The sequence below is a fragment of the Mycobacterium terramassiliense genome (genome assembly GCF_900157385.1).
Classification (GTDB): domain Bacteria; phylum Actinomycetota; class Actinomycetes; order Mycobacteriales; family Mycobacteriaceae; genus Mycobacterium; species Mycobacterium terramassiliense.
Genome location: NZ_LT717701.1, coordinates 2,831,718 through 2,855,921, shown reverse-complemented (window position 1 = coordinate 2,855,921; position 24,204 = coordinate 2,831,718). Strand labels below are relative to the sequence as shown.

Genomic DNA, 24,204 nt, shown 5'->3' with positions numbered 1-24,204 from the left:
GACAACCGTGGCCAAGCCCGTCATCGCGATAGCGGGTTCGTCCGGCCTGATCGGCTCGGCTTTGGCCGCGGCGCTGCGCGCCGCAGACCACCCGGTGCTGCGCATCGTGCGCCGGACGCCGACGAACTCCGAGGAACTGCACTGGAACCCGGAGAGCGGCGATTTCGACGCCGACGCGCTGGCCGACGTCGACGCCGTCGTCAACCTGTGCGGCGTCAATGTCGGCCAGCGCCGCTGGTCGGGTGCCTTCAAGCAGAGCCTGCGCGACAGCCGCATCGCCCCCACCGAGGTGCTGGCCAACGCCGTCGCCGACGCCGGCGTCGAAACCCTGATCAACGCCAGCGCGGTGGGCTACTACGGAAACACCAAAGACCGCGTGGTCGACGAAACCGCAAGGGCGGGAATGGGTTTCCTGGCCCAGCTGTGTGAGGACTGGGAGGCCGCCACGCTGCCGGCCCAGTACGCGGGCACCCGGGTGGTGCTGGCCCGCACCGGCCTGGTGCTGGCCCGGTCGGGCGGCGCGCTGCGCCGGCTGCGGCCGCTGTTTTCGACGGGGCTGGGCGCCCGGCTGGGCAGCGGCCGCCAATACATGTCCTGGATCACGCTCGAGGACGAGGTGCGCGCGCTGCTGTTCGCAATCTCACACCCGTCGCTGTCGGGCCCGGTGAACCTGACCGGACCGGCGCCGGTGACCAACGCGGAATTCACCACCGCCTTCGGTCGGGCCGTCAACCGTCCCACCCCGTTGATGTTGCCCGGTTTCGCGGTGCGGGCCGCCCTCGGCGAGTTCGCCGAGGAGGGGCTGCTCACCGGCCAGCGCGCGATCCCCTCGGCGCTGGAGCGCGCCGGTTTCCAGTTCCACCACAACACCATTGGCGAAGCGCTCGCCTTTGCTACCGCCCGGCGCGATCACGACTGAGGCCGCTCCGCCGGGCCGTGGTGTCGGCGGGCGAGTACCGTCACGAACGTGAGTCCTTCCATCCGGTCGAGCGCGACCGCGATCGACGTCCGTCAGCTGGGGACCGTCGAGTACCGCACCGCCTGGCAACTACAGCGCGACCTGGCCGACGCCCGGGTCGCCGGCGGCCCCGACACGCTGCTGCTGCTGGAGCACCCGCCGGTTTACACGGCCGGACGGCGCACGGAGGCGCACGAGCGACCGGTCGATGGAACCGCTGTCGTCGACACCGACCGCGGCGGCAAGATCACCTGGCACGGGCCCGGACAGCTGGTCGGATACCCCGTCATCGGGCTGGCCGAACCGCTCGATGTGGTCAAATACGTTCGGCGCCTTGAGGAATCGCTGATGAAGGTGTGCGCCGACCTGGGCCTGGACACCGTCCGGGTGGACGGGCGGTCGGGGGTATGGGTGCCGGCTGGCGGCGGCCGGCCCGCGCGCAAGGTCGGCGCCATCGGCGTGCGGGTGGCGCGCGCCACCACGTTGCACGGCTTCGCGCTCAACTGCGACTGCGATCTGGGCGCGTTCACCGCGATCGTCCCGTGCGGCATCAGCGACGCCGGGGTGACGTCCCTGTCGGCCGAATTGGGGCGCACGGTCGCGGTCGACGAGGTGCGGGCGGCGGTCGCGGCCGCGGTGTGCGACGCGCTGGACGGAGCGCTGCCGGTCGGTGACCAGCCCGCCGCCCGCGTAGCATCAGGCATGTGACTGTCGCTCCCCAAGGACGCAAACTGCTGCGCCTGGAGGTGCGCAACGCCCAGACGCCGATCGAGCGCAAGCCGCCGTGGATCAAGGTCCGGGCCCGGATGGGACCCGAGTACACCCAGCTCAAGGGCCTGGTCCGGCGCGAGGGCCTGCACACGGTCTGCGAGGAGGCCGGTTGTCCCAACATCTTCGAATGCTGGGAGGACCGGGAAGCCACCTTCCTGATCGGGGGCGACCAGTGCACCCGCCGCTGCGACTTCTGCCAGATCGACACCGGCAAGCCCGCGGCCCTGGACCGCGACGAACCCCGGCGGGTCGCCGACAGCGTGCGGGCGATGGGGCTGCGCTACGCGACGGTCACCGGCGTCGCCCGCGACGACCTGCCCGACGGCGGGGCCTGGCTGTACGCCGAGACGGTGCGCGCCATCAAAGAACTCAACCCGTCGACCGGCGTCGAGCTGCTGATCCCCGACTTCAACGGCGAGCCCTCGCGGCTGGCGGAGGTCTTCGAGGCGCGCCCGGAAGTGTTGGCGCACAACGTCGAAACCGTGCCGCGCATCTTCAAGCGGATCCGGCCCGCGTTCACCTACCGGCGCAGCCTGGATGTGATCACCGCGGCCCGCGACGCCGGCCTGGTCACCAAGAGCAACCTGATCCTGGGGTTGGGCGAAACCCCCGACGAGGTGCGCGGCGCGCTGGCCGACCTGCGCGACGCCGGCTGCGACATCGTGACGATCACCCAATACCTGCGTCCGACGGCGCGCCACCACCCGGTCGAGCGGTGGGTGGCGCCCGAGGAGTTCGACGAATTCGCCCGGGACGCCGAAGCGCTGGGCTTTTCGGGGGTGCTGGCCGGGCCGCTGGTGCGGTCGTCCTACCGGGCCGGGCGGCTCTACGCGCAAGCCGCTGCCGGCCGCGTCCCGTAACCGGGCACGTACGTATCCTTAGTGACTATGGCTAAACCCCGCACTGCCGCCGAGAACAAGGCCGCCCGGGCTCAGGCGGCCGCCGCCCGCAAGGCCGCCGCCAAGGAGCGCCGCGGCCAGCTGTGGCAGGCGTTCAACATGCAGCGCAAGGAGGACAAGCGGCTGCTGCCGTACATGATCGGCGCGTTCGTGCTGATCGTCGGCGTCTCGGTGGCCGCCGGCGTGTGGGCCGGCGGGTTGACCATGCTCACGCTCATCCCGCTCGGCGTGCTGCTGGGCGCCCTGGTCATGTTCATCATCTTCAGCCGCCGGGCCCAGCGCTCGATTTACAGCAAAGCCGAGGGTCAAACCGGCGCGGCGGCGTGGGTGCTGGACAACCTGCGCGGCAAGTGGCGGGTCACCCCCGGCGTCGCCGCGACAGGTCACTTCGACGCCGTGCACCGGGTGCTCGGCCGGCCCGGCGTCATCCTGGTCGGCGAGGGATCGGCGGCCCGGGTCAAACCGCTGCTGGCACAGGAGAAGAAGCGCACCGCCCGGCTGGTCGGCGAGGCGCCGATCTACGACATCGTCGTCGGCAACGGCGAGGGTGAGGTCCCGTTGGGCAAGCTGGAGCGCCACCTCACGCGCCTGCCGAACAACATCACCGTCAAACAGATGGACTCGCTGGAGTCGCGGTTGGCCGCCCTGGGGTCGCGAGCCGGCGCCGCCGTGATGCCGAAGGGCCCGCTGCCCAACGCCGGCAAGATGCGCGGCGTGCAGCGCACCGTGCGCCGCAGGTAGCGGCCGCTTAGCGGGTCGCCGTTGTCGTCAGCGGCGATCGCAAGCGCGGCGAAGCCGGGCGCTGCGGGTCGCCGCCCTCAAATTCAGCGGCGATCGCAAGCGCGGCGAAGCCGGGCGCTGCGGGTCGCCGCCATCAAATTCAGCGGCGATGGCAACCGCGGCGAAGCCGGGCGCTGCGGGTCGCCGCCATCAAATCAGCGGCGGACCACCGCGGTGCCACTCACGCGATCGTGCATGCCGCGGCCGTCGAAATCGGTGAACAGCGCAGGGACGACCAACGCGACGAGCAGCCCGCGCACCGCCAAGCGGCCGAGCCCGACCGGCACCCGCCCGTCGACCGACGCCACCTGCAGGCCCAGCACCAACTGCCCCGGCGTGAAACTGAACAGCCGCACCGCAACCAGGCCGAGCACGAGCCAGACGACCAACACCGCCGTCGACAGCATCCGTTGGGAAAGCAGGCCGAATGCCATGGCCAGCGCCGCCAGGCCGTAGGCGATCAGCCAGTCGATCATCAGCGCGGCGAGGCGGCGGCCCATCGGCGCCAGCGATCCCGGCCCGCGCTCCGGCAGGCCGAGCCTCTCGCCGGGATAGGCCGACCGCGCCCGCGGTAAACCCTCGGTCACAGGGGCCGCCGAGAACTAGTGCGCCCGTTCAGCCGACCAGATACGATCTTGCGGGTCATGGCCCCACAATAGAACCCGCCGGCGACCCGGATTCTGCTGCGGGGAGCATGGTCACGTAACCTCTGCGCAACATCGGGTTGACTGACGGGCAACATCAGCTCCATAGCGTCAGGCCGCGGATCACCAAGTAAAGGAGCAATTCTGTGACGGAAATGACGCCCGACGACGTCTTCAAACTCGCCAAGGACGAGAACGTCGAGTTTGTCGACGTCCGGTTCTGTGACTTGCCAGGCATCATGCAGCACTTCACGATTCCGGTTTCGTTTTTCGACGAGAGCGTGTTCGAGGACGGTCTGGCCTTCGACGGCTCGTCGATTCGCGGGTTCCAGTCCATCCACGAATCCGACATGCTGCTCCTGCCCGACCCCCAGACCGCGCGCATCGACCTGTTCACCGAAGCCAAGACGCTGAACATGAACTTCTTCGTGCACGACCCGTTCACCCTCGAGCCGTACTCGCGCGACCCGCGCAACATCGCTCGCAAGGCGGAGAACTACCTGATCAGCACCGGGGTCGCCGACACCGCGTACTTCGGCGCCGAGGCCGAGTTCTACATCTTCGACTCGGTCAGCTTCGACTCGCGCACCAACGGCTCCTTCTACGAGGTGGACGCGATCTCCGGCTGGTGGAACACCGGCGAGCCCACCGAGAACGACGGCAGCCCCAACCGCGGCTACAAGGTCCGCCCCAAGGGGGGGTACTTCCCCGTCGCCCCCGTCGACCACTACGTCGACCTGCGCAGCAGGATGCTGCACAACCTGATCACGTCGGGCTTCAGCCTGGAGAAGGGCCACCACGAGGTGGGCAGCGGCGGGCAGGCCGAGATCAACTACAAGTTCAACACGCTGCTGCACGCCGCCGATGACATGCAGCTGTACAAGTACATCGTCAAGAACACCGCGTGGCAGGCCGGCAAGACCGTCACCTTCATGCCCAAGCCGCTGTTCGGCGACAACGGGTCCGGGATGCACACCCACCAGTCGCTGTGGAAGGACGGCTCCCCGCTGATGTACGACGAGACCGGCTACGCCGGCCTGTCGGACACCGCGCGCCACTACATCGGCGGCCTGTTGCACCACGCTCCGTCGCTGCTGGCGTTCACCAACCCCACGGTCAACTCCTACAAGCGCCTGGTTCCCGGGTTCGAGGCGCCGATCAACCTGGTGTACAGCCAGCGCAACCGCTCGGCGTGCGTGCGCATCCCGATCACCGGCAGCAACCCGAAGGCCAAGCGGCTGGAGTTCCGTTGCCCCGACTCGTCGGGCAACCCGTACCTGGCGTTCTCGGCCATGCTGATGGCCGGGCTTGACGGCATCAAGAACAAGATCGAGCCGCAGGCGCCGGTCGACAAGGACCTCTACGAGCTGCCGCCCGAGGAGGCCGCGAACATCCCGCAGGCGCCCACCCAGCTGTCCGCGGTCATCGACCGGCTGGAGGCCGACCACGAATACCTCACCGAGGGAGGCGTCTTCACGCCCGACCTGATCGAGACGTGGATCAGCTTCAAGCGTGAGAACGAGATCTTGCCGGTCCAGATCCGGCCGCACCCCTACGAGTTCGCGCTGTACTACGACGTCTAAGCCGTCGCGGCCCTAGACGACGCCGCCCGCGCGGGCTCGCTTGCCGCGCGGGCGGTTTCGTCATGGCGGCTATCGCGCCGAAACATAAACCCTTGCGAGGCGTCCCGGCGTGTCTTCGCAACTGGTTATGTGTCGCGGTGTTGGCCGAGGTGTAGCCGGTATGTGACCTTTCCGCGACGGCGACAAAGGACGCTCATCTCATGACAGCGCTCGCGCTCCTCTCGGCGCTCGGGACAGCCCTGTGCCTCGGCTACTGCCTCGGCCGGCGCGCGGGCTCCCAGCCGTCGACCTGGAAGAGGCGAACAAGCCGGATCGCGCTGGGCCGGCTGGCGATCACCCTGCTCGTGCTGATCACCGCCCGGCGCATCCGGGCGCTGGGAATCATTGAGCCGCTTGGGCTTTTGCGGGGTGGCGTCGCGCGGTTGCGTTCCTACTGAGGCTGCGGCGGGGCAATCGGGTCAATTGGGTCGCCGGCCCATGATCCCGCGGGTCATCCGGACGGGTTGGCCCTCGGCCATCTCGACGACCTCCAGCCAGCCCCCGGGAGCGACGTAGTGCCGCTCGACGTCCTCGCGGTGCATTTGGATGATCAGCACCCCCGCGTCGGTGACCTCGTAGCTGTCGAAGGCACCGTAGTCCCGCGGTTCGCCGTTGCTGAAAACCACCGTGAAGGCCACGAGCAAAGTTTAGCCGTCGAGCGCCAGGTCCTTGCGGAAGCGCTGCATGCCGTCGATCTTGTCGGCCAACGTGGCGTCGGGCCCGGCATAGAACATCCACGGCATGGTGATGATGCCGGTGATGCCTGCCGCCTCGGCGCGCCGGTAGTCGGCGGTGGTGAAGGCGTCGGTCAGCGGCGTCAGGACGGTGAAATCGTCCAGCGAACGCCCGTTTTCGGCCCGCAGTTCGCGCAGCCGGCCCACCGCCTCGATGGCCCGATCGGTCTTGATCAGGTCGCCGATCCAGCCGTCGTTGCGGGCCGCGCGGCGCAGCGCCACGTCGCTGAGCCCGCCGACGTACACCGGTATCGGCGGCGGCGTCGGCTCCATCTCCAGCCGCGGCGCACCGTAGAACTCGCCCTCGAATTCCGTCCAGCCCGGCCGCCACAGCGCCCGCATGAGGTCGATGATCTCGTCGGTGCGCTTGCCGCGCGCGGCGAACCGCTCGCCCATCAGCGCGAATTCCTCGCGGCACCAGCCGACGCCGATGCCGAGCTCCACCCGCCCCGACGCCAAAACCGCAGCGGTGCCAATGGCTTTCGCCGCCGAGTAGGGGTTGCGCATCGCCGGGATGTACACGGTGGTGACGAACCGCAGCCGGGTGGTGACCTGTGCGAGCGCGCCGACGAGCACCCACGGGTCGGGCCAGTCGGTGAACGGCTGCCAGCGCCGCTCCCCGTCCTTGGTGTACGGATACGGCGTGTCCAGGGTCTCCAGGTTGACGACGTGGTCCGGGATGCCGATGCCGTCGTAGCCGAGTTCGTCGGCGGCCTTGGCGATCTCGACGATCTCCCGGGTGTTCAGGAAGGCGCTGCTGACGTAGAACTTCATTGCGCTTCCCGCGCCCAGGACGGCTCGATGAAGACGCCCTCGGCCTCCACGGTGACGCCGGCGGCGTCCGAAATGGTGCCTCGGGCAAAGACTTTCACGCCCTCCTTGCCCTCGATCCAGGCCTCGGACCGAAGCGGGCCCAGCGGGGTGCCGCGCAGGTACTTCACGGTGATGGTTCCGGTGAACCGCGGCTTGGACAGCCCCTCGCTGGCCGCCTCGCCCAGCATGTGGTCGAGCACCAGGGCGCTCACCCCGCCGTGTACCAGCTTGGGCGGGCCCTCGTAGGCCGCCCCGAGGATGAACTCGCTCCAGCACCGGCCGCCGCCGTCGTGATGGACGATGACGGGCGGGGCGATCGGATTGCCCAGGCCGATCGCGGCGTTTCCCAGCGTCAGCGGGCGGCCGCTGTCGACGCGGTAGCTGACTCCCATCGGCCGCGTCCGTTGCCGCAACGACTCGGTGACGGCCTCGATCGCGGATCGCGCGCCGGCGACGACGTCCTCGTCGGCCTCGGTGCGGATCGTGGCGTCGATGAGTTCGCGGACGGCGTCGGCCAGCGGCGTGTACAGGGCCGTCACCCGTGCCGCCTCCGCCGCGCTGAGCACCTCGAATGTGGCATCCAACGCGCCGGCCTCCTGACTCAACTCCCGAACACCTTGCGCACGACCGCTTTCGCCCGGCGCGTCACCCGAAGATAGTTGTCCAGGAATTCGCTGCCGTCGTCGGTCGGCCAGCCGGCCGCAACGGCGACCGCGTTGAGCTGCCGCCCGGGCCCCGGCAGCTGGTCAGTGGGCTTGCCGCGGACCAGCACCAGCGCGTTGCGCGCCCGCGTGGCCGTCAGCCAGGCCTGCCGCAGCAGGTCCACGTCCTCGGCCGGCACCAGGTTGGCGGCGGCGATCGCGTCCAGGGATTCCAGCGTCGACGTGTTGTGCAGCGCCGGGATTTCGTGCGCGTGGCGCAGCTGCATGAGCTGCACGGTCCATTCGATGTCGGCCAGCCCCCCGCGCCCCAGCTTGGTGTGGGTGTTGGGGTCGGCACCCCGCGGCAACCGCTCGGCCTCGACGCGGGCCTTGATGCGGCGGATCTCCCGCACGGCCTCGGCCGACACGCCGTCGGGTGGATAGCGCGTCCGGTCGGCCATCAGCAGGAAGCGCTGGCCCAGCTCGGCATCGCCGGCCACCGCGTGCGCGCGCAGCAGGGCCTGGATCTCCCACGGCTGCGCCCACTGCGCGTAGTAGGCGGTGTACGAGCTCAGCGTGCGGACCAGCGGGCCGCTGCGGCCCTCCGGTCGCAGGTTGGCGTCGACCTCCAGCGGCGGGTCGACGCTAGGGGTGCCCAGCAGCGCCCGTACCTGCTCGGCGATCGACGTCGCCCACCGCACGGCCTGCGAATCCTCGACGCCGAGGGCCGGCTCGCAGACGAACATCACGTCGGCGTCGGAGCCGTAGCCCAGCTCCGCGCCGCCCAGCCGGCCCATGCCGATGACCGCGATGGCCGCCGGTGCCCGGCCGTCCTCGGGCATGTTGGCGCGGATCAACGCGTCCAACGCGGCCTGCAGCACGGCCACCCACACCGACGTGAGCGCCCGGCAGACCTCGGTGACCTCGAGAAACCCGAGCAGATCGGCGGAACCGATGCGGGCCAGCTCCCGGCGCCGCAGCGTGCGCGCCGCGGCGATGGCGCGCACCGGGTCGGGGTGGCGGCACGCCGAGGCGACCAGCGCGCGGGCCACGGTGGCGGGCTCGGTCTCCAGCAGTTTGGGGCCGGCCGGGCCGTCGCCGTAGTCCTGGATCACCCGGGGCGCGCGCATCAACAGGCCCGGCACATAGGCGGAGGTCCCCAGGACGTGCATGAGTCGCCTGGCCACCGCGGGCTTGTCCCGCAGCGTGGACAGGTACCACGTCTCCCCCGCCAGCGCCTCGGACAGCCGCCGGTAGGCCAGCAGCCCGCCGTCGGGGTCGGGCGCGTAGGACATCCAGTTCAGCAGGCGGGGCAGCAGCACCGACTGCACCCGGCCGCGGCGGCCGCTCTGGTTGACCAGCGCCGACATGTGCTTCAACGCGGTTTGCGGGCCCTCGTAGCCCAGCGCGGCCAGCTGGCGCTCCGCGCCCTCGGAGGTCATGCCGTGCGCGATCTCCAGGCCTGCCGGCCCGATCGACTCCAGCAGCGGCTGATAGAAGAGCTTGGCGTGCAGCTCGGAGACGCGCACGTTCTGGTGCCGCAGCTCCTCCCGCAGCACGCCCGCCGCGTCGTGCCGGCCGTCGGGGCGGATGTGTGCCGCGCGCGCCAGCCAGCGCACCGCCTCGTCGTCGTCGGCCTCGGGCAGCAGATGGGTGCGCTTGAGCCGCTGCAGCTGCAGCCGGTGCTCGAGCAACCGGAGGAACTCATAGGAGGCGGTCAGGTTTGCCGCGTCCTCACGTCCGATGTAGCCGCCCTGGCCCAACGCGTCCAGCGCATCAACCGTGGAGGCCACGTGCAGCGAGTCGTCGCCGCGGCCGTGCACCAGCTGCAGCAGCTGCACGGCGAATTCCACGTCCCGCAGCCCGCCGCTGCCGAGTTTGAGTTCCCGGCCGCGGACCTCGGCGGGCACCAGCTGCTCCACCCGGCGCCGCATCGCCTGCACCTCGACGACGAAATCCTCACGCTCGCAGGCGATCCAGACCATGGGCATCAGCGCGGCCAGGTAGCGCTCGCCCAGCTCGGCGTCGCCGGCGGCCGGCCGGGCTTTCAGCAGCGCCTGGAACTCCCACGTCTTGGCCCAACGCTCGTAATAGGCGACGTGCGACTCGATCGTGCGCACCAGTTCACCGCTGCGGCCCTCCGGCCGCAGGCCGGCGTCCACCTGAAAAAAGGCCTCGGAGGCCACCTTCATCATCTCGCCGGCCACCCGGGCGCTCTGCGCGTCGGCTCGCTCGGCGACGAAGATGACGTCGACGTCGCTGACGTAGTTCAGTTCGCGGGCACCGCATTTGCCCATGGCGATGACGGCCAGCCGCGGCGGCGTCCGGTTGCCGCACACGCCGACCTCGGCCACCCGCAGCGCGGCCGCCAGCGCGGCGTCGGCCAAATCCGACAACTGCGCCGCCACCACCTTGAACGGCAGCACCGGCTCGTCCTCGACGGTGGCGGCCAGATCCAGCGCCGCCAGCACCAGCAATTGGTCACGGTAGAAGACGCGCAGGCGCGACAGCGCGGAGCCGGGGCTGGCCAACGCCTCGTCGACGCACGCGGTGAACCTCGCGAGCAACTCCTCGCGCGATGGCAGGTGGGCCTTGCCGCGCAACAGCTTCCAGGACTGCGGATTGGCGGCCAGGTGATCGCCCAGCGCCAGGGACGAGCCGAGCACCGCGAACAGCCGTCCGCGCAGCCCGCGCTCGGTCAGCAGCGCCGCGTTGAGCTCATCCCAGTCGCTGTCGGGGTTCTCCGCCAGCCGAATCAGGATCCGCAGGGCGGCGTCGGGATCCGGCGCGCGCGACAACGACCACAACCGGTCGACGTAGTCCGGGTCGTCGCGCGCGTACCAACCCAGCTGCGCCAGCCGGTCGCCCGCAGGGGGGTCGACCAACCCGAGCCGGCCCACGCTCGGCAGCCGGGGGCGCTCCGTCGCGGGTTTGGTCACGCCCACGACCGTAGCGCAACCGGCCGGTCTCTCAGCCCGATCGGCACCGGCTGTGAGCTACAGCGACAGGTAGGTGCTCAGCTCGTAGGGCGTGACGTGGCTGCGGTAATTCGCCCATTCCGAGCGCTTGTTGCGCAGGAAGAAGTCGAACACGTGCTCCCCCAACGTTTCCGCGACGAGCTCGGAGGCCTCCATGGCGCGCAGCGCGCTGTCGAGACTGGTGGGCAGCTCGCGGTACCCCATCGTGAGTCGTTCCTCGGGGGTGAGGTCCCAGACGTTGTCCTCGGCCTGCGGTCCCAGCACGTAGCCCTTCTCCACCCCGCGCAGTCCGGCGGCCAGCAGCACGGCGAACGCCAGGTAGGGGTTGCACGCCGAGTCGGGGCTGCGCACCTCGATCCGCCGCGAGGACGTCTTGTGCGGCGTGTACATCGGCACCCGCACCAGTGCCGACCGGTTGGCCGCCCCCCACGACGCCGCGGTGGGCGCCTCGCCGCCCTGCACCAGCCGCTTGTAGGAGTTGACCCATTGGTTGGTGACCGCGCTGATCTCCGAGGCGTGCTCGAGGATCCCGGCGATGAACGACTTGCCCACGTCCGACAGCTGCAGCGGGTCGTCGGTGCTGTGGAAGGCGTTGACGTCGCCCTCGAACAGGCTCATGTGGGTGTGCATGGCCGAGCCGGGGTGCTCGGCGAACGGCTTGGGCATGAACGACGCCCGCGCGCCGTTTTCGATCGCGACTTCCTTGATGACGTAGCGGAACGTCATCACGTTGTCGGCCATCGACAGCGCGTCGGCGAAGCGCAGGTCGATCTCCTGCTGGCCTGGAGCGCCCTCGTGGTGGCTGAACTCGACCGAGATGCCCATGAATTCCAGCGCCTCGATCGCGTGCCGGCGAAAGTTGGAGGCCGAATCGTGCACCGCCTGGTCGAAGTAGCCCGCGCTGTCGATGGGCACCGGCCGCGACCCGTCGTCGGGCCCGGGCTCCAACAGGAAGAACTCGATCTCCGGGTGCACGTAGCAGGAAAAGCCGAGGTCGTTGGCCTTCTGTAGCTGGCGCCGCAGCACGTGCCGCGGGTCCGCCCACGACGGCGAGCCGTCGGGCATGGTGATGTCGCAGAACATCCGCGCGGAGTGATGATGTCCGGACGAGGTGGCCCACGGCAGCACCTGGAACGTCGACGGGTCCGGATTCGCCACGGTGTCGGATTCCGAGACGCGCGCGAAGCCCTCGATCGAGGAGCCGTCGAAGCCGATGCCCTCCTCGAAGGCCCCTTCGAGTTCGGCCGGGGCGATCGCGACGGACTTGAGGGTGCCGAGCACGTCGGTGAACCAAAGCCGAACGAAGCGGATGTCTCGTTCCTCTAGCGTCCGGAGGACGAATTCCTTCTGTCGATCCATGACCCGACAGTAGGCAACGCCTGTTAAATCCGTGTTACCACTGCAGTTCAAGACCGCTCAGAACCGTTGCGGGCACCTCAGGGTCTGCACCGCAGGGACGCGGGCGGCAGCGCTCCGGCGACGAAGTAGCGCACCACCGCGGTGTCCACGCATTGGTCACCGTTGAACACCGCGGTGTGCTGGGTGCCGTCGTAGGTGATCAGCGGGGCGCCCAGTTGGCGGGCGAGGTTCACGCCGGCCTGATACGGGGTGGCCGGGTCGTGTGTCGTCGAGACGACGACGACCTTCCCGGGCGCGGCGGGCGGCGCGGCGTGCGGCCGGGAGGTGGCGGGCACCGGCCACAGCGCGCACAGGTCGCGCGGGGCGTTGCCGGTGAATTGTCCATAGCTCAGGAACGGGGCGACCTGGCGCATCTTCTGGTCGGCGGCCACCCAGGTCGCCGAGTCGGTCGGAGTCGGCGCGTCGACGCACCGCACGCCGTTGAACGCGTCCTGATCGTTGGTGTAGTGCCCGCTCTTGTCCCGGCCTTCGTAGTCGTCGGCCAGCAACAGCAAGTCACCGGCGTCGGTGCCGCGCTGCAGCCCGAGCAGCCCACTGGTCAGGTACTTCCAGTGCTGCGGGGTGTACAGCGCGTTGATGGTGCCGGTGGTCGCGTCGGCATAGCTCAGCCCGCGCGGGTCCGACGTCCGGCCGGGCCTGGCGACCAGCGGATCGACCAGGGCGTGGTAGCGGTTGACGAACTGGGCCGGATCGGTGCCCAGCGGACAGCCCGCGGAGCGGGCGCAGTCGGTGGCGTAGTCGTTGAAAGCCGTTTGAAATCCGGCCATTTGGTTGATGTTTTCCTGCACTGGGTCCACGGTCGGGTCGATGGCGCCGTCGAGCACCATCGACCGCACGTGGCTGCCGAACCCCTCGAGGTAGGCGGTGCCGATCTCGGTGCCGTAGCTGAACCCGAGGTAGTTGATCTGGTCGTCGCCCAGCGCTTGGCGGACCACGTCCATGTCCCGCGCGACGGATGCGGTGCCGGCGTTGGCGAGGAACCCGTTGCCCATCCGGCTCGCGCACTGCTGGGCCAGCTGCCGGTAGACCTGCTCGATGTGCGCCACGCCGGCCGGGCTGTAGTCGACCATCGGGTCGCGCCGGAACGCGTCGAAGTCGGCGTCGCTGCGGCACCGCAACTGCGGCGTCGAGTGGCCGACCCCGCGCGGGTCGAACCCCACCAGGTCGAAATTGCGGGTGATGTCGCTGTTTTCCAAATCCGACGCCATGCCGGCGACCATGTCGACCGCGGACGCGCCCGGCCCGCCGGGGTTGATGAACAGCGATCCCATCCGCCGGCCCGTCGCGGGAACCCGGATCACGGCCAGCTTGGCTTGCGCGCCACCCGGATTCGCGTAGTCGATCGGGACCGAGACGGTGGTGCACTGGGCGGTGGGAAGGTCGCTGGTGTCGGTCAGGAATTGGTTGCAGCTGCCCCAGTTCTGCGGCCTCGCCGCAGCGGCCGGCGGGGCCGGGCTCGGCGTTTGACCCGCACCGGGCTCGGGAGTCGCGCCGGCCACCGGCAACTGCGAACCCGCAAGCAACAATCCGAACGACAGCAGCGCCGAGCTCAACGGTCTGCGGCGCGACATGGCTGTCAATATTTGCAGCCGCGGATACCCGTCACAGCGCGGAATGGTCACGCCTTGGTCTCGCCTCCGCGTGTCGCCACCCGTTCGCCGAACGTGCACTCAGCGCGAATATCCGGCCTTAGCTTCAAGGGATGGATGCAACACATCTGATTGAGGAGTGTTGCTGTGCCGCGTCCGCCGTTGAGGTTTGTTGTCCGTCAGTTCTGGGCTCACATCGGTAATGGCTGTAGTGCCGCGGAGGCCGGTGTCGCCGTCGGCGTGTCGGAACGTTCTGGCTATGGCTGGTTTGCTGATGCTGGCGGCGTGAAACCACGGCTATGTGAACCGAAAAGCGTTGGCCCGCGGCCGAGGCTGACCTTCGAAGACCGGGTCGAGATCGAAATTGGTGTCAGGACGAACGAATCGTTGCACTCGATCGGCAACCGGCTGGGCCGGCCGGCGTCGACGATCAAACGCGAGATCGACGCCAACGGGGTGGACAACAGCTACGACGGGCGCAAATCCGGTTATCGGCGCAAGGAAGCCTTCGGGGCGCGCCAGAGCGGCAAAACCGCGCACGTTCAGTATCGGGCCCTCAGGGCCCAAGCACGCTCCGATGAACGTGCCCGGCGTCCCAAGCAGAGCACGCTGGCGGCAAATGACCGATTGCGTCAGGAGGTGCAGACTCGGTTAGACGACTTCCATAGTCCCGGCCAGATCGCGGTGGGGCTGCGGCGGGATTTTCCTGACGATGCGGAGATGTGGGTGTCACACGAAGCCATCTATCAGGCGATTTACGTGCAAGGCCGCGGCCACTTGCGCCGCGATATCCACCGCTGCCTGCGCACCGGGCGGGCGTTGCGCAAACCGCGCAGCATCCCCGGTGAGCGCCGGGGTCGTATCCCCAACATGGTCAACATCAGCGAGCGTCCACCGGAGGTGGCCGACCGCGCGGTGCCTGGCCACTGGGAAGGCGACCTCATGTTGGGCAGCACCGAATCGGGCTCGGCGATCGGCACCCTCGTCGAGCGCAGCACCCGATTCGTCATGCTGTTGCACCTGCCCGACAACCACGGCGCGCTGGCCGTCCAGGACGCGATCGTGGCCAAGATGGCCCAGCTGCCGGCGATGCTGCGCCGCACGTTGACCTGGGACCAAGGCAAGGAAATGGCCAACCACATCGCCATCGCCGCAGCCACCGACTTGGATATCTACTTTTGTGATCCGCACTCCCCGTGGCAGCGCGGCAGCAACGAAAACACCAACGGGCTACTGCGCCAGTGGTTTGCTAAAGGCACTGACCTGTCGGTGTTTCCGGCCGACTATCTGGACTACGTCGCGGCCAAACTCAACAATCGGCCACGCCAAACACTGGACTGGAAAACCCCCGCCGAAGCCCTCGACGAACTACTGTCCAACCCGACCAAACCACCCACTGTTGCATCCATCGCCTGAAAGCGCCGGCCGGAATCTCGCAACCAGCGCACGCTCGGCGCCGCCAGCGGCCGGCTAGCACTTGGCGCCGCTCGGGGGCGGGTCGCCGCCGAGCAGGTACTCCGTCACGTAGTCGTCGATGCAGCTGTCGCCCTGGAACACCACCGTGTGCTGGGTCCCGTTGAAGGTCAGCAGGGACCCGCGCAGCTCGTTCGCCAGGTCGACGCCGGCCTTGTAGGGCGTCGCCGGATCGTGCGTGGTCGACACCACCACGGTCGGCGCCAGGCCGGGCGCCGAGATGGCGTGCGGCTTGCTGGTGGGCGGCACCGGCCAGAACGCGCAGGTGCCCAGCGGGGCGTCGCCGGTGAACTGGCCGTAGCTCATGAAGGGGGCGATCTCCCGCGACCGGCGGTCTTCGTCGATGACCTTGGCGCGGTCCGTAATCGGTGGCTGGTCAACGCAATTGATCGCCACCCGCGCGTCGGTGGCGTTGGTGTAGTGGCCGTGCGGGTCGCGGCGCATGTACATGTCGGCCAGCGCCAGCATCGTGTCCCCGCGGTGGTCCACCAGCTCGGACAGGCCGTCGGTCAGGTGGTGCCACAGCGACGGCGAGTACAGCGCCATGATGGTGCCCACGATGGCGTCGGCATAGCTCAGCCCGCGCGGGTCCTTCGTCGGGATCGGCCTGCCCACCATCGTGTTGTTCGGGTCGACCATCGGGTCGACCAGGCTGTGGTAGACGGCGACGGCCTTGGCCGGGTCGGTGCCCAGCGGGCAGGTCGGCTGCTTGGCGCAGTCCGTCGCGTAGTCGTTGAACGCGTCCTGAAATCCCTTGGCCTGGCGCAGATCCGCCTCGACCTGGTCGGCGTTGGGGTCGACGGCGCCGTCGAGGATCATCGCCCGCACCTTGGTGGGATAGGCCTCGGCGTAGGCCGAGCCGATCCGGGTGCCGTAGGAGTAGCCGAGATAGGTCAGCTTGTCGTCACCCAGCGCGGCGCGGATGGCGTCCAGGTCGCGCGCGACGTTGACGGTCCCGGCATTGGCCAGGAAGTTCTTGCCCATCTTGTCGACGCAACGGGCGACGAACTCCTTGGTCTCGTCCTCCATGTGGGCCACCCCGGCGGGGCTGTAGTCGACGTTCGGCTCGGTACGCAGCCGGTCGTTGTCGGCATCCGAGTTGCACCAGATCGCCGGCCGCGACGAGCCGACCCCGCGCGGGTCGAAGCCGACCAGGTCGAAGCGCTCCCGGATGCGCTTGGGCAGCGACTGCACGACGCTCAACGCGGCCTCGATGCCGGACTCGCCCGGCCCGCCCGGATTGATCACCAGCGAGCCGATCTTGTCGCCGGTCGCGGGAAACCGAATCATTGCCAGGGTCGCGACGTCGCCGTCGAGGTGGTCGTAGTCGACGGGCACGGCGAGCCTGCCGCACATCGCGCCGCTGGGGATCTTGGCCTTGGGGTTGGACGAGCGGCAGGGGGTCCATTCGACCGCCTGGCCCAGCTTGGGCGCCTTCATGAGGGCGCGACCGTTGACCACGCGGAGGCAGCCTGCGACCGTAAGCGCCACGGCAACGATCGCCGTCCAGATCAGCAGCGTGCGCGCGATCCTGTCGCGGCGGGACACTCTCATGCTCACCTATGCTGCCAGAGCCAACCTGAGATTCTGATGAGCGGTTGGTGCCCCTGACTAACCGGCGGCGCTGAGCAGTTCTTCCATCACCACCGCGAAGTCGTCGGCCATCTCCCACAGGTCCGGCAGCAACTCCGGGCACGAGATCAGCCCGACGTCCAGCTTCCCGCTCAGCGACATCACCGTGATGTTGAGCCCCGAACCGTGGAAGATCGGCCCCAGCGGATACATCGCCTTGACCTCACACCCCAGCAGGTACAGCGGCACCTGCGGGCCCGGGACGTTGGAGACCACCAGGTTGTGCACCGGCGCGCTCTCGGTCAACCGGGAACTGGCGTACAGCCGCATCGCGATGCCGAACACCGCGGGGGCGGCGAACTGCGACCAGTCCTGCAGCAGGGAGGCCCCGATGGCCGAACTATGTTGCTTGGCAACCGAATTCGCTTCCGCGATGGCCTTCAGGCGCTCGACCGGATCGGCGATGTCGGTGTGCAGGCTGGAGAACATGGCCGAAACCTGGTTGCGGCCGGGCCGATCGCTCTTGCCGTGCACCGACACCGGCACCGACGCCACCAGCGGCGATTCGGGCAGGGCCGCGCGCTCGGCCAGGTACTGCCGCAGCACCCCGGACACCAGGGCCATCACCACGTCGTTGACCTTGACGCCGAAGTGGTTCTTCACCTTCTTGACGTCCTCGAGGTCCAACTGCGCGTAGGCGATGTTGCGGCGGCCGGTAATGCTGGCGTTGAAGGCGGTGCGCGGCGCGGCAAACGGACGCGCCATCGCCTGGCCCTCGATGGCCTTGCGAACCGTCGCGACCACCGAGGACACGGTTTGGGGCAGGACGTTGGCCAGCTGCAGTGGGCGCCTGGCGAACCGGACCAACCCGCCCGCCGCGATCTGCCACCCGCTGCCGCCGCCGACGCCCGCCACCGGATCCGGCGCGGGCGCGTCGGCTTCGGTGGCGCACAGCTGCGACATCAGGTTGGCGCCGGTGACCCCGTCCACCCCGGAGTGGTGCACCTTGGTCATCACCGCCACGCGACCGTCCTCGTGGCAATCGGTGCCCGCCACCCCTTCGATGACCCACATCTCCCACAATGGCCGCCCCCGGTCCAGCGGCAGCGACGCGATGTGGCCGCAGATCTCCGACAACTCGCTGCGGCCGCCCGGCGGCGGCAATCCGATGCGGTGCAGGTGGCGGTCGACGTCGAAGTGCTCGTCGTCCACCCACACCGGGTGATCGAGGTTCAGCGGGTTGTTGGCGAGCTTTTCGCGGAACTGCGGCATCGCCTTGAGGCGCAGGGACAACGCGTCGCGCAGCCGGTCGAAGGTGTAGCCACCCGGCATCGTCGAGGTGTCCAGGTCCATGATCGAGCAAACATGCATGGGCTGCGAGGGGGTCTCCAGGTAGAGGAAACTGGCGTCGAGTCCGCTGAGCCGCTGCATGGCCGCCAATGGTATGACTCACACCACACCGGCGGTGCAATCGCCCTGAACAGATGGCAGAATGTGTGGAGTCCGACGAACCCGGGGACCTCAACGGCCACGAGGATCGACCAGACCACTACCAGGGACAATGATGTCTGAGCAGAACATTTACGGTGCAAACTCGCCCGCGCCCACCAAGACGCCGGCCAAGATTCGCACCCACCACCTGCAGAAAATGAAGGCCGAGGGCCACAAGTGGGCCATGCTCACGGCCTACGACTATTCGACCGCCAGGATCTTCGACGACGCCGGCATCCCGGTGCTGTTGGTCGGTGATTCGGCCGCCAACGTCGTTTACGGCTACGACACCACGGTGCCGGTGTCGATCGACGAACTCATCCCGCTGGTCCGCGGCGTGGCGCGCGGGGCCCAGCACGCGATGGTCGTCGCCGATCTACCGTTCGGCAGCTACGAAGCGGGTCCGGCGGCCGCGCTGGCCGCCGCCACCCGGTTCCTGAAGGAGGGCGGCGCGCACGCCGTCAAGCTCGAGGGCGGTGAGCGGGTGGCCGACCAGATCGCCTGCCTGACCGCGGCCGGCATCCCGGTGATGGCACACATCGGCTTCACCCCGCAGAGCGTGAACAGCCTCGGCGGGTTCCGGGTGCAGGGTCGCGGCGACGCCGCCGAACAGACCGTGCACGACGCGATCGCCGTCGCCGAGGCCGGCGCGTTCTCGGTCGTGATGGAGATGGTGCCGGCCGAACTGGCCACCCAGATCACCGGCAAGCTCACCATCCCGACCATCGGGATCGGAGCCGGTCCCAACTGCGACGCCCAGGTCCTGGTCTGGCAGGACATGGCCGGCCTGAGCGGCGGCAAGCCCGCCCGCTTCGTCAAGCGGTTCGCCGACATCGGCGGCGAGTTGCACCGGGCCGCAGTGCAATACGCGGAGGAAGTGGCCGGCGGCGTCTTTCCCGCCGACGAGCACTGCTTCTGATCGGCGCCGCACGAAGGAGCCCCTGGAGGTTCGCCAAAGGCTGACGGTCAGGGGCTTCTGCCCGCGTAAAAGTCGATCCTGTCCAGACAAGGTTTTGCTGAAATCCCTTGTCTGACAAAGAGCGTACGATTTCTTCTAGACACAAATCACGGCTCCGCGGGCGGGGGGTTGAACACATAGTCGGCACTCGTGGTGGCTTCGTGCACCGCCGAACGGTCCTGAAGTTGCCGCTGCTACTGGCGGGAAGCACCGCCCTGGCCCGAGCACCTCGCGCCGCCGCGCAACCTCCCGTCGGCGCGCCGGATTCAAGCCGTTGGTCCCCCGACCGCGCCAACCGCTGGTATCAGGCGCAGGACTGGCTCGTCGGCGCGAACTTCGTGACGTCAAACGCCATCAATCAACTCGAGATGTTTCAGGCCGACACCTACGACCCGGGACGCATCGACACCGAGCTGGGCTGGGCGCAGCTGCACGGGTTCAACACGATCCGGGTCTTCTTGCACGATCAGCTCTGGACCCAGGATCCCCGGGGATTCCAAGTCCGCCTCGCCCAGCTCGTCGACATCGCCGCGCGGCACGGCATCAAACCGTTGTTCGTCCTGTTCGACTCCTGCTGGGATCCGTTCCCGCACGCGGGCAGGCAGCGCGAACCCAGGCCGGGCGTGCACAACTCCGGCTGGGTGCAAAGTCCGGGCGCCGAACGCCTGGGCGACGGCGGCTACGTCCGCGTCCTGCGCCGCTACGTCACGTCGGTGCTGACCCAATTCCGCGATGACGACCGGGTTTTGGGCTGGGACCTGTGGAACGAGCCCGACAATCCCTCCCGCTACTACCGCTCGGTCGAGAGGGCGGACAAGGCGAACCTCGTCGCCGATCTGCTTCCCCAGGTGTTCGCTTGGGCGCGCTCGGTCGACCCCCGCCAACCGTTGACAAGCGGCGTGTGGGACGGCGAACCCGAAGAGGACACCGATCTGCGCGGCGCCATCCGCGGCATTCAGCTCGACAACTCCGACGTCATCACGTTCCATAGCTACGGCGAGCCCGCCGACTTCGAGGCGCGCATCGCGGAGCTCGCCCCGCAGGGACGGCCGATCCTGTGCACCGAGTACCTGGCCCGGTCCCTGGGCAGCACCGTGGAGGGCGTCCTGCCAATTGCCAAGGCGCATAACGTCGGTGCGATCAACTGGGGACTGGTCGCCGGGAAGACGCAGACCTACTTCCCCTGGGACTCGTGGGAACGCCCCTACCCGGCGCCTCCGGAGGTCTGGTTCCACGACCTCCTCGGCCCCGACGGGCGGCCCTACCGGGAGAGCGAAAGCCAAACGATCCGTCAGCTCGCCGGCCTGGCGATGCACCTCACCCCCTGAGGAGGGGAACGGGCCGCCTGAGCGCGCCCCCCGATGTGGCACCCTATGGGTGCCCATCCTCCCGCCTCAATGGAGTCGAGAATGCCCGTGAAAGCGCCCAAAACCTCGCGCCATCTCGAGGTGGAGCGCAAGTTCGACGTCGTTGAGTCCACGGTATCGCCGTCGTTCGAAGGCATCGCCGCCGTCGATCATGTCGACAAGTCGCCGGTCGAATCGCTGGACGCGACGTACTTCGACACCCCGACGCATGACCTGGCCCGCAACAAGATCACCCTGCGGCGTCGCACCGGCGGTCACGACGCGGGCTGGCATTTGAAGCTGCCGGCCGGCCCCGACGCCCGCACCGAGGTGCGCGCGCCGCTGGAAGCATCGGAGCAGGACGTGCCCGGCGAGTTGCGGGACGTCGTGCTGGCGATCGTCCGCGAACGGCCGCTCGTACCCGTCGCGCGCATCAGCACCGAACGCGAAACCCAGGTGCTGTACGGCGCGGACGGGGCGGCGCTCGCGGAGTTCAGCAACGACCACGTCACCGCGTGGGCGGCCGGCAACCCCGAAGCACCACCCGCCGAACAGGAATGGCGCGAGTGGGAACTCGAGCTGGTGGAGAACAACGCGGCGGCCGACACCGAGCTGTTGGGCCGGCTGAGCAATCGGCTGCTCGACGCCGGTGCGGCGCCCGCCGGTCACGGCTCCAAGCTGGCCCGCGTGCTCGGTGAAACGGCGCGCCCGGACGAGGCGCAACGGCCGGCCGACCCGGTACACCGGGCCGTGGCCGAGCAGGTCGCCGAGCTGCTCGTGTGGGATCGCGCGGTGCGCGCCGACGCCGACGACGCCGTGCACCAGATGCGGGTGACCATCCGGAAGATCCGCAGCCTGCTGGCCGACTCGCAGGACGCGTCCGAATCCTCCGACATCGCCTGGATTCAGGACGAATTGCGCGAACTCGCCAACGTGCTCGGCGTGGCCCGCGACGCCGAGGTGCTCGCCGAGCGCTACCAGCAGGCGCTGGACAAGCTGCCGCCGGAGCTGGTGCGGGGCCGCATCCGCGAACGCCTCGTGGAGGGGGCCCGTCGCCGCTACCAGACCGGGCTGCGGCGGTCGCTGATCGCGATGCGCTCGCAGCGATACTTTCGCCTGCTCGACGCCCTCGACGCGTGGGTCGCCGAAATCCCCGCCGCCACCGCGGGCGACGAGGGGGCGCCGGTGACCCTGGAGGCGGCCTACCAAAAGGTGCGCAAGGCCGCGAAGGCGGCGGCCGCGGTGGAACCGGGGGCAGAAGCCGAACTGGACCTCGCGCTGCACCGAATTCGCAAGCGCGCCAAGCGGCTTCGCTACACCGCGGCGGCCACCGGCGCCGTGCGGGTGTCCGAGCAGGCGAAGGTCATCCAGACGCTGCTGGGTGACCACCAGGACAGCGTGGTCAGCCGCGAACACCTGGCGCACCAGGCCGAGGCCGCGCACACCGCCGGCGAGGACACCTTCACCTACGGTCTGCTGTATCAGCAGGAGGCCGACCTGGCCGAGCGGTGCCGCCAACAGCTCGACGAGGCGTTGCGCAAGCTCGCCAAGGCGGTGCGCTGAATCTGGCGACGATGCGCGTAGCGCCGCGAGAAGGAGCTGGGCAATCAGCTGTGCTGGCGGGGCGGACGAGTTGGCCTGTAAGCCGGATTCTGTTCCCCGCCGCCGCGGCATAAGCAACGGCGGCGCGGCGGCGACCATCCATCTGGACACACCGTCGCCGGGTGCCTCGAGCGGCCTACCCGCAGGCTCGGGCGAGCAACCCTCGAACGCCTGCGCGGCCGCACCAGGTGCGGCCTTCTTGGCCTTGCTTCGGGTGGGGTTTGCCGAGCCACTCCGGTCACCCGGAATGCTGGTGCGCTCTTACCGCACCGTTTCACCCTTACCACCGCGAGGGTGGCGGTTTGTTTTCTGTGGCACTTTCCCGCGAGTCACCTCGGATTGCCGTTAGCAATCACCCCGCTCTGTGAAGTCCGGACTTTCCTCGACTCGACGCCGGCTTACCGACGCGAGCCGCGGCCGCCCGGCCAACTCGTCCGCGACGCTCCACGCTACCCGCTGCGCAACCTGCTGACCAGCACCTCACTAGCGGCTTTGACGATTGAGCAATTTATCAATCATTGCTAAATAAGTGTGTTGGTGCCACGCTGACCGCATGACAGATACCGAAGGATTCGTCGATCAGTCGGTGACGGGTCTCGCGGAGCCGCAACCGATGTATAAGGCGCTGCGCGAATCGACCCCGGTGTTCCGCTCCCCCCAGGCGGTGGTCCTCAGCCGCCTCGCCGACATCGAGATGGCACTCAAGCGCACCGAACTGTTCTCGTCGAACATGGACGCCGTCGACCTCGGCAACATTCGGCCGATGATCCCGCTGCAGATCGACCCGCCCGAACACGCCAAGTACCGCCGCATCCTGGATCCGCTGTTCACCCCGCGCGAGATGGCCCGGCGCGAACCGGGCGTCACCGAGCTGGTGAACCAGATGATCGACCGCTTCGCCGATCGCGGCGAGTGCGACTTCCACGAAGAATTCGCGGTTCCCCTGCCCTGCACCGTCTTCCTGCAATTGCTCGGCCTGCCGCTGGAGGACCTCGAACAATTCCTGGAGTGGAAGGACCACATCATCCGGCCGGAGGGCGACTCGGGCTTCGACCGCCGCCACGAGACCGGCGCTCCCACGGCGCAACAGATCTACGACTACTTCGACCGCGCCATCGACGACCACATCACCAGCCCGCGCGACGACGTGCTGTCGGCGATGATCGCGGCCACCATCGAGGGCCAGCCATTGTCGCGCGAGGAGCTGCTCGACATCTGCTTCCTGTTCCTCATCGCCGGGCTGGACACCGTCACCGACTCGCTCGACTGCTTCTTCGTGTATCTGGCCCGCCATCCCGAGCACCGCCGCCAGCTCGTCGAGCAGCCCGAAATCCTGCCGAGCGCCATCGAGGAGCTGTTGCGCTGGGAGACACCGGTTCCCGGCGTGGCGCGGGTGGCCATGCAGGACACCGAGGTGGGTGGCTGCCCCATCAGCAAGGGCGAGCGGGTCAGCCCGTTGCTCGGTGCGGCCAACACCGATCCCGCCGAGTTCGCGGACCCGGACCGTGTCGATTTCACCCGCAACCCCAACCGGCACCGCGCGTTCGGCGGCGGCCCGCACCGCTGCCTCGGATCCCACCTCGCGCGCATGGAGCTGCGGGTTGCGTTGCGCGAATTCCACCGCCGCATACCGGATTACGAGATCAAGCCCGGCACGCAGTTGATGTACACCGCCGCGCTGCGCTCGGTGGAATCGCTGCCGCTGGTCTTCGGAGTGGCATGACGGGCGTTAGCGTCGACCCCGACCGCTGCACCGGGCACGGGCGCTGTTACACGCTGGCGCCCGAGGTGTTCGACGCCGACGAAGTCGGGCACTGCGTCGTGCTCGTGCAGGACGTCTCGGGTGACCTCGAGCCGCAGGCCGTCGCCGGCGAGCAGAACTGCCCGGAGCAGGCGATCACGCTGTCCCGGTAG

21 protein-coding genes and 1 other RNA gene are annotated in these 24,204 nt (G+C 68.9%); 12 read left to right on the top strand and 10 right to left on the bottom strand.

The features are described from left to right. Positions 1–7 precede the first annotated feature (7 nt). The 4 genes from MTAB308_RS28065 to MTAB308_RS28050 are packed head-to-tail and all read left to right on the top strand — an operon-like array spanning position 8 to position 3,369. Positions 8–919: a TIGR01777 family oxidoreductase gene (locus MTAB308_RS28065; protein WP_077104147.1), complete on the top strand. Its 912-nt coding sequence runs from the start codon at positions 8–10 to the stop codon at positions 917–919. Between the two features lie 48 nt (positions 920–967). Further along, positions 968–1,666: a lipoyl(octanoyl) transferase LipB gene (gene lipB, locus MTAB308_RS28060; protein ID WP_077104145.1), complete on the top strand. Its 699-nt coding sequence runs from the start codon at positions 968–970 to the stop codon at positions 1,664–1,666. Further along, the gene (lipA, locus tag MTAB308_RS28055; protein ID WP_077104143.1) at positions 1,663–2,589 is read left to right on the top strand and encodes a lipoyl synthase; all 927 of its coding nucleotides are present in this window, start codon (positions 1,663–1,665) and stop codon (positions 2,587–2,589) included. The genes lipB and lipA overlap by 4 nt, the downstream gene beginning before the upstream one ends. Before the next feature lie 27 nt (positions 2,590–2,616). After that, positions 2,617–3,369, top strand: coding sequence for a DUF4191 domain-containing protein (locus tag MTAB308_RS28050; RefSeq protein WP_077104141.1), 753 nt, complete (start codon positions 2,617–2,619; stop codon positions 3,367–3,369). Between the two features lie 194 nt (positions 3,370–3,563). Here the strand turns inward: MTAB308_RS28050 and MTAB308_RS28045 are convergent, their stop codons facing one another. Then, positions 3,564–3,995, bottom strand: coding sequence for an RDD family protein (locus tag MTAB308_RS28045; RefSeq protein WP_077104139.1), 432 nt, complete (start codon positions 3,993–3,995; stop codon positions 3,564–3,566). 203 nt (positions 3,996–4,198) lie between these two features. On the opposite strand from MTAB308_RS28045, the gene glnA (MTAB308_RS28040) reads away from it, so the two are divergent. Then, positions 4,199–5,635 (top strand): type I glutamate--ammonia ligase, encoded by a 1,437-nt coding sequence (glnA, locus tag MTAB308_RS28040; protein ID WP_077104137.1) that lies wholly within the window; start codon positions 4,199–4,201, stop codon positions 5,633–5,635. A 200-nt stretch (positions 5,636–5,835) separates the two neighbouring features. After that, the gene (locus MTAB308_RS28035) at positions 5,836–6,072 is read left to right on the top strand and encodes a hypothetical protein (protein ID WP_077104135.1); all 237 of its coding nucleotides are present in this window, start codon (positions 5,836–5,838) and stop codon (positions 6,070–6,072) included. A gap of 21 nt (positions 6,073–6,093) precedes the next feature. Here the strand turns inward: MTAB308_RS28035 and MTAB308_RS28030 are convergent, their stop codons facing one another. The 6 genes from MTAB308_RS28030 to MTAB308_RS28005 all read right to left on the bottom strand — a co-directional run bounded on the left by MTAB308_RS28030 (position 6,094) and on the right by MTAB308_RS28005 (position 13,839). Next, positions 6,094–6,312 (bottom strand): hypothetical protein, encoded by a 219-nt coding sequence (locus MTAB308_RS28030; RefSeq protein ID WP_077104133.1) that lies wholly within the window; start codon positions 6,310–6,312, stop codon positions 6,094–6,096. 9 nt (positions 6,313–6,321) lie between these two features. Continuing rightward, positions 6,322–7,182 carry a TIGR03619 family F420-dependent LLM class oxidoreductase gene (locus MTAB308_RS28025; protein ID WP_077104131.1) on the bottom strand — a complete coding sequence of 287 codons (861 nt, stop codon included), beginning with the start codon at positions 7,180–7,182 and terminating at the stop codon, positions 6,322–6,324. Beyond that, entirely contained in the window at positions 7,179–7,826 is a 648-nt protein-coding gene (locus tag MTAB308_RS28020) for a PaaI family thioesterase (RefSeq protein ID WP_083746681.1), read from the bottom strand. The genes MTAB308_RS28025 and MTAB308_RS28020 overlap by 4 nt, the downstream gene beginning before the upstream one ends. Beyond that, a complete protein-coding gene (locus MTAB308_RS28015) occupies positions 7,823–10,807 on the bottom strand; it encodes a bifunctional [glutamine synthetase] adenylyltransferase/[glutamine synthetase]-adenylyl-L-tyrosine phosphorylase (protein WP_077104127.1) in 2,985 nt (994 codons plus the stop codon). The genes MTAB308_RS28020 and MTAB308_RS28015 overlap by 4 nt, the downstream gene beginning before the upstream one ends. A gap of 51 nt (positions 10,808–10,858) precedes the next feature. Beyond that, positions 10,859–12,199 (bottom strand): type I glutamate--ammonia ligase, encoded by a 1,341-nt coding sequence (gene glnA / locus MTAB308_RS28010; RefSeq protein ID WP_077104125.1) that lies wholly within the window; start codon positions 12,197–12,199, stop codon positions 10,859–10,861. A gap of 77 nt (positions 12,200–12,276) precedes the next feature. Then, positions 12,277–13,839 carry an alpha/beta hydrolase gene (locus MTAB308_RS28005; RefSeq protein ID WP_108637484.1) on the bottom strand — a complete coding sequence of 521 codons (1,563 nt, stop codon included), beginning with the start codon at positions 13,837–13,839 and terminating at the stop codon, positions 12,277–12,279. Positions 13,840–13,995: 156 nt separating this feature from the next. On the opposite strand from MTAB308_RS28005, the gene MTAB308_RS28000 reads away from it, so the two are divergent. Beyond that, positions 13,996–15,264, top strand: a complete 1,269-nt coding sequence (locus tag MTAB308_RS28000; RefSeq protein ID WP_077099686.1) for an IS30 family transposase — start codon at positions 13,996–13,998, stop codon at positions 15,262–15,264. Positions 15,265–15,318: 54 nt separating this feature from the next. Here the strand turns inward: MTAB308_RS28000 and MTAB308_RS27995 are convergent, their stop codons facing one another. Then, a complete protein-coding gene (locus MTAB308_RS27995; RefSeq protein ID WP_108637421.1) occupies positions 15,319–16,881 on the bottom strand; it encodes an alpha/beta hydrolase in 1,563 nt (520 codons plus the stop codon). A 51-nt stretch (positions 16,882–16,932) separates the two neighbouring features. Continuing rightward, positions 16,933–18,264: a WS/DGAT/MGAT family O-acyltransferase gene (locus MTAB308_RS27990; RefSeq protein ID WP_425436363.1), complete on the bottom strand. Its 1,332-nt coding sequence runs from the start codon at positions 18,262–18,264 to the stop codon at positions 16,933–16,935. 193 nt (positions 18,265–18,457) lie between these two features. Here MTAB308_RS27990 and panB point away from each other — a divergent pair, with 193 nt between their 5' ends. The 3 genes from panB (at position 18,458) to MTAB308_RS27975 (ending at position 22,251) form a co-directional block, all read left to right on the top strand. Further along, positions 18,458–19,303, top strand: a complete 846-nt coding sequence (gene panB, locus MTAB308_RS27985) for a 3-methyl-2-oxobutanoate hydroxymethyltransferase (RefSeq protein ID WP_077104902.1) — start codon at positions 18,458–18,460, stop codon at positions 19,301–19,303. Positions 19,304–19,503: 200 nt separating this feature from the next. Continuing rightward, positions 19,504–20,670, top strand: a complete 1,167-nt coding sequence (locus MTAB308_RS27980) for a cellulase family glycosylhydrolase (RefSeq protein ID WP_077104118.1) — start codon at positions 19,504–19,506, stop codon at positions 20,668–20,670. An 81-nt stretch (positions 20,671–20,751) separates the two neighbouring features. Next, a complete protein-coding gene (locus MTAB308_RS27975; protein WP_077104116.1) occupies positions 20,752–22,251 on the top strand; it encodes a CYTH and CHAD domain-containing protein in 1,500 nt (499 codons plus the stop codon). 62 nt (positions 22,252–22,313) lie between these two features. Here MTAB308_RS27975 and rnpB read toward each other — a convergent pair. Then, an RNA gene (gene rnpB, locus MTAB308_RS27970) (RNase P RNA component class A) lies at positions 22,314–22,723 on the bottom strand. Positions 22,724–22,843: 120 nt separating this feature from the next. Between rnpB and MTAB308_RS27965 the strand changes: the two genes are divergently transcribed. Continuing rightward, positions 22,844–24,013: a cytochrome P450 gene (locus MTAB308_RS27965; protein WP_077104114.1), complete on the top strand. Its 1,170-nt coding sequence runs from the start codon at positions 22,844–22,846 to the stop codon at positions 24,011–24,013. Next, positions 24,010–24,204, top strand: a complete 195-nt coding sequence (locus MTAB308_RS27960; protein WP_077104112.1) for a ferredoxin — start codon at positions 24,010–24,012, stop codon at positions 24,202–24,204. Before MTAB308_RS27965 ends, MTAB308_RS27960 begins: the two co-directional genes overlap by 4 nt.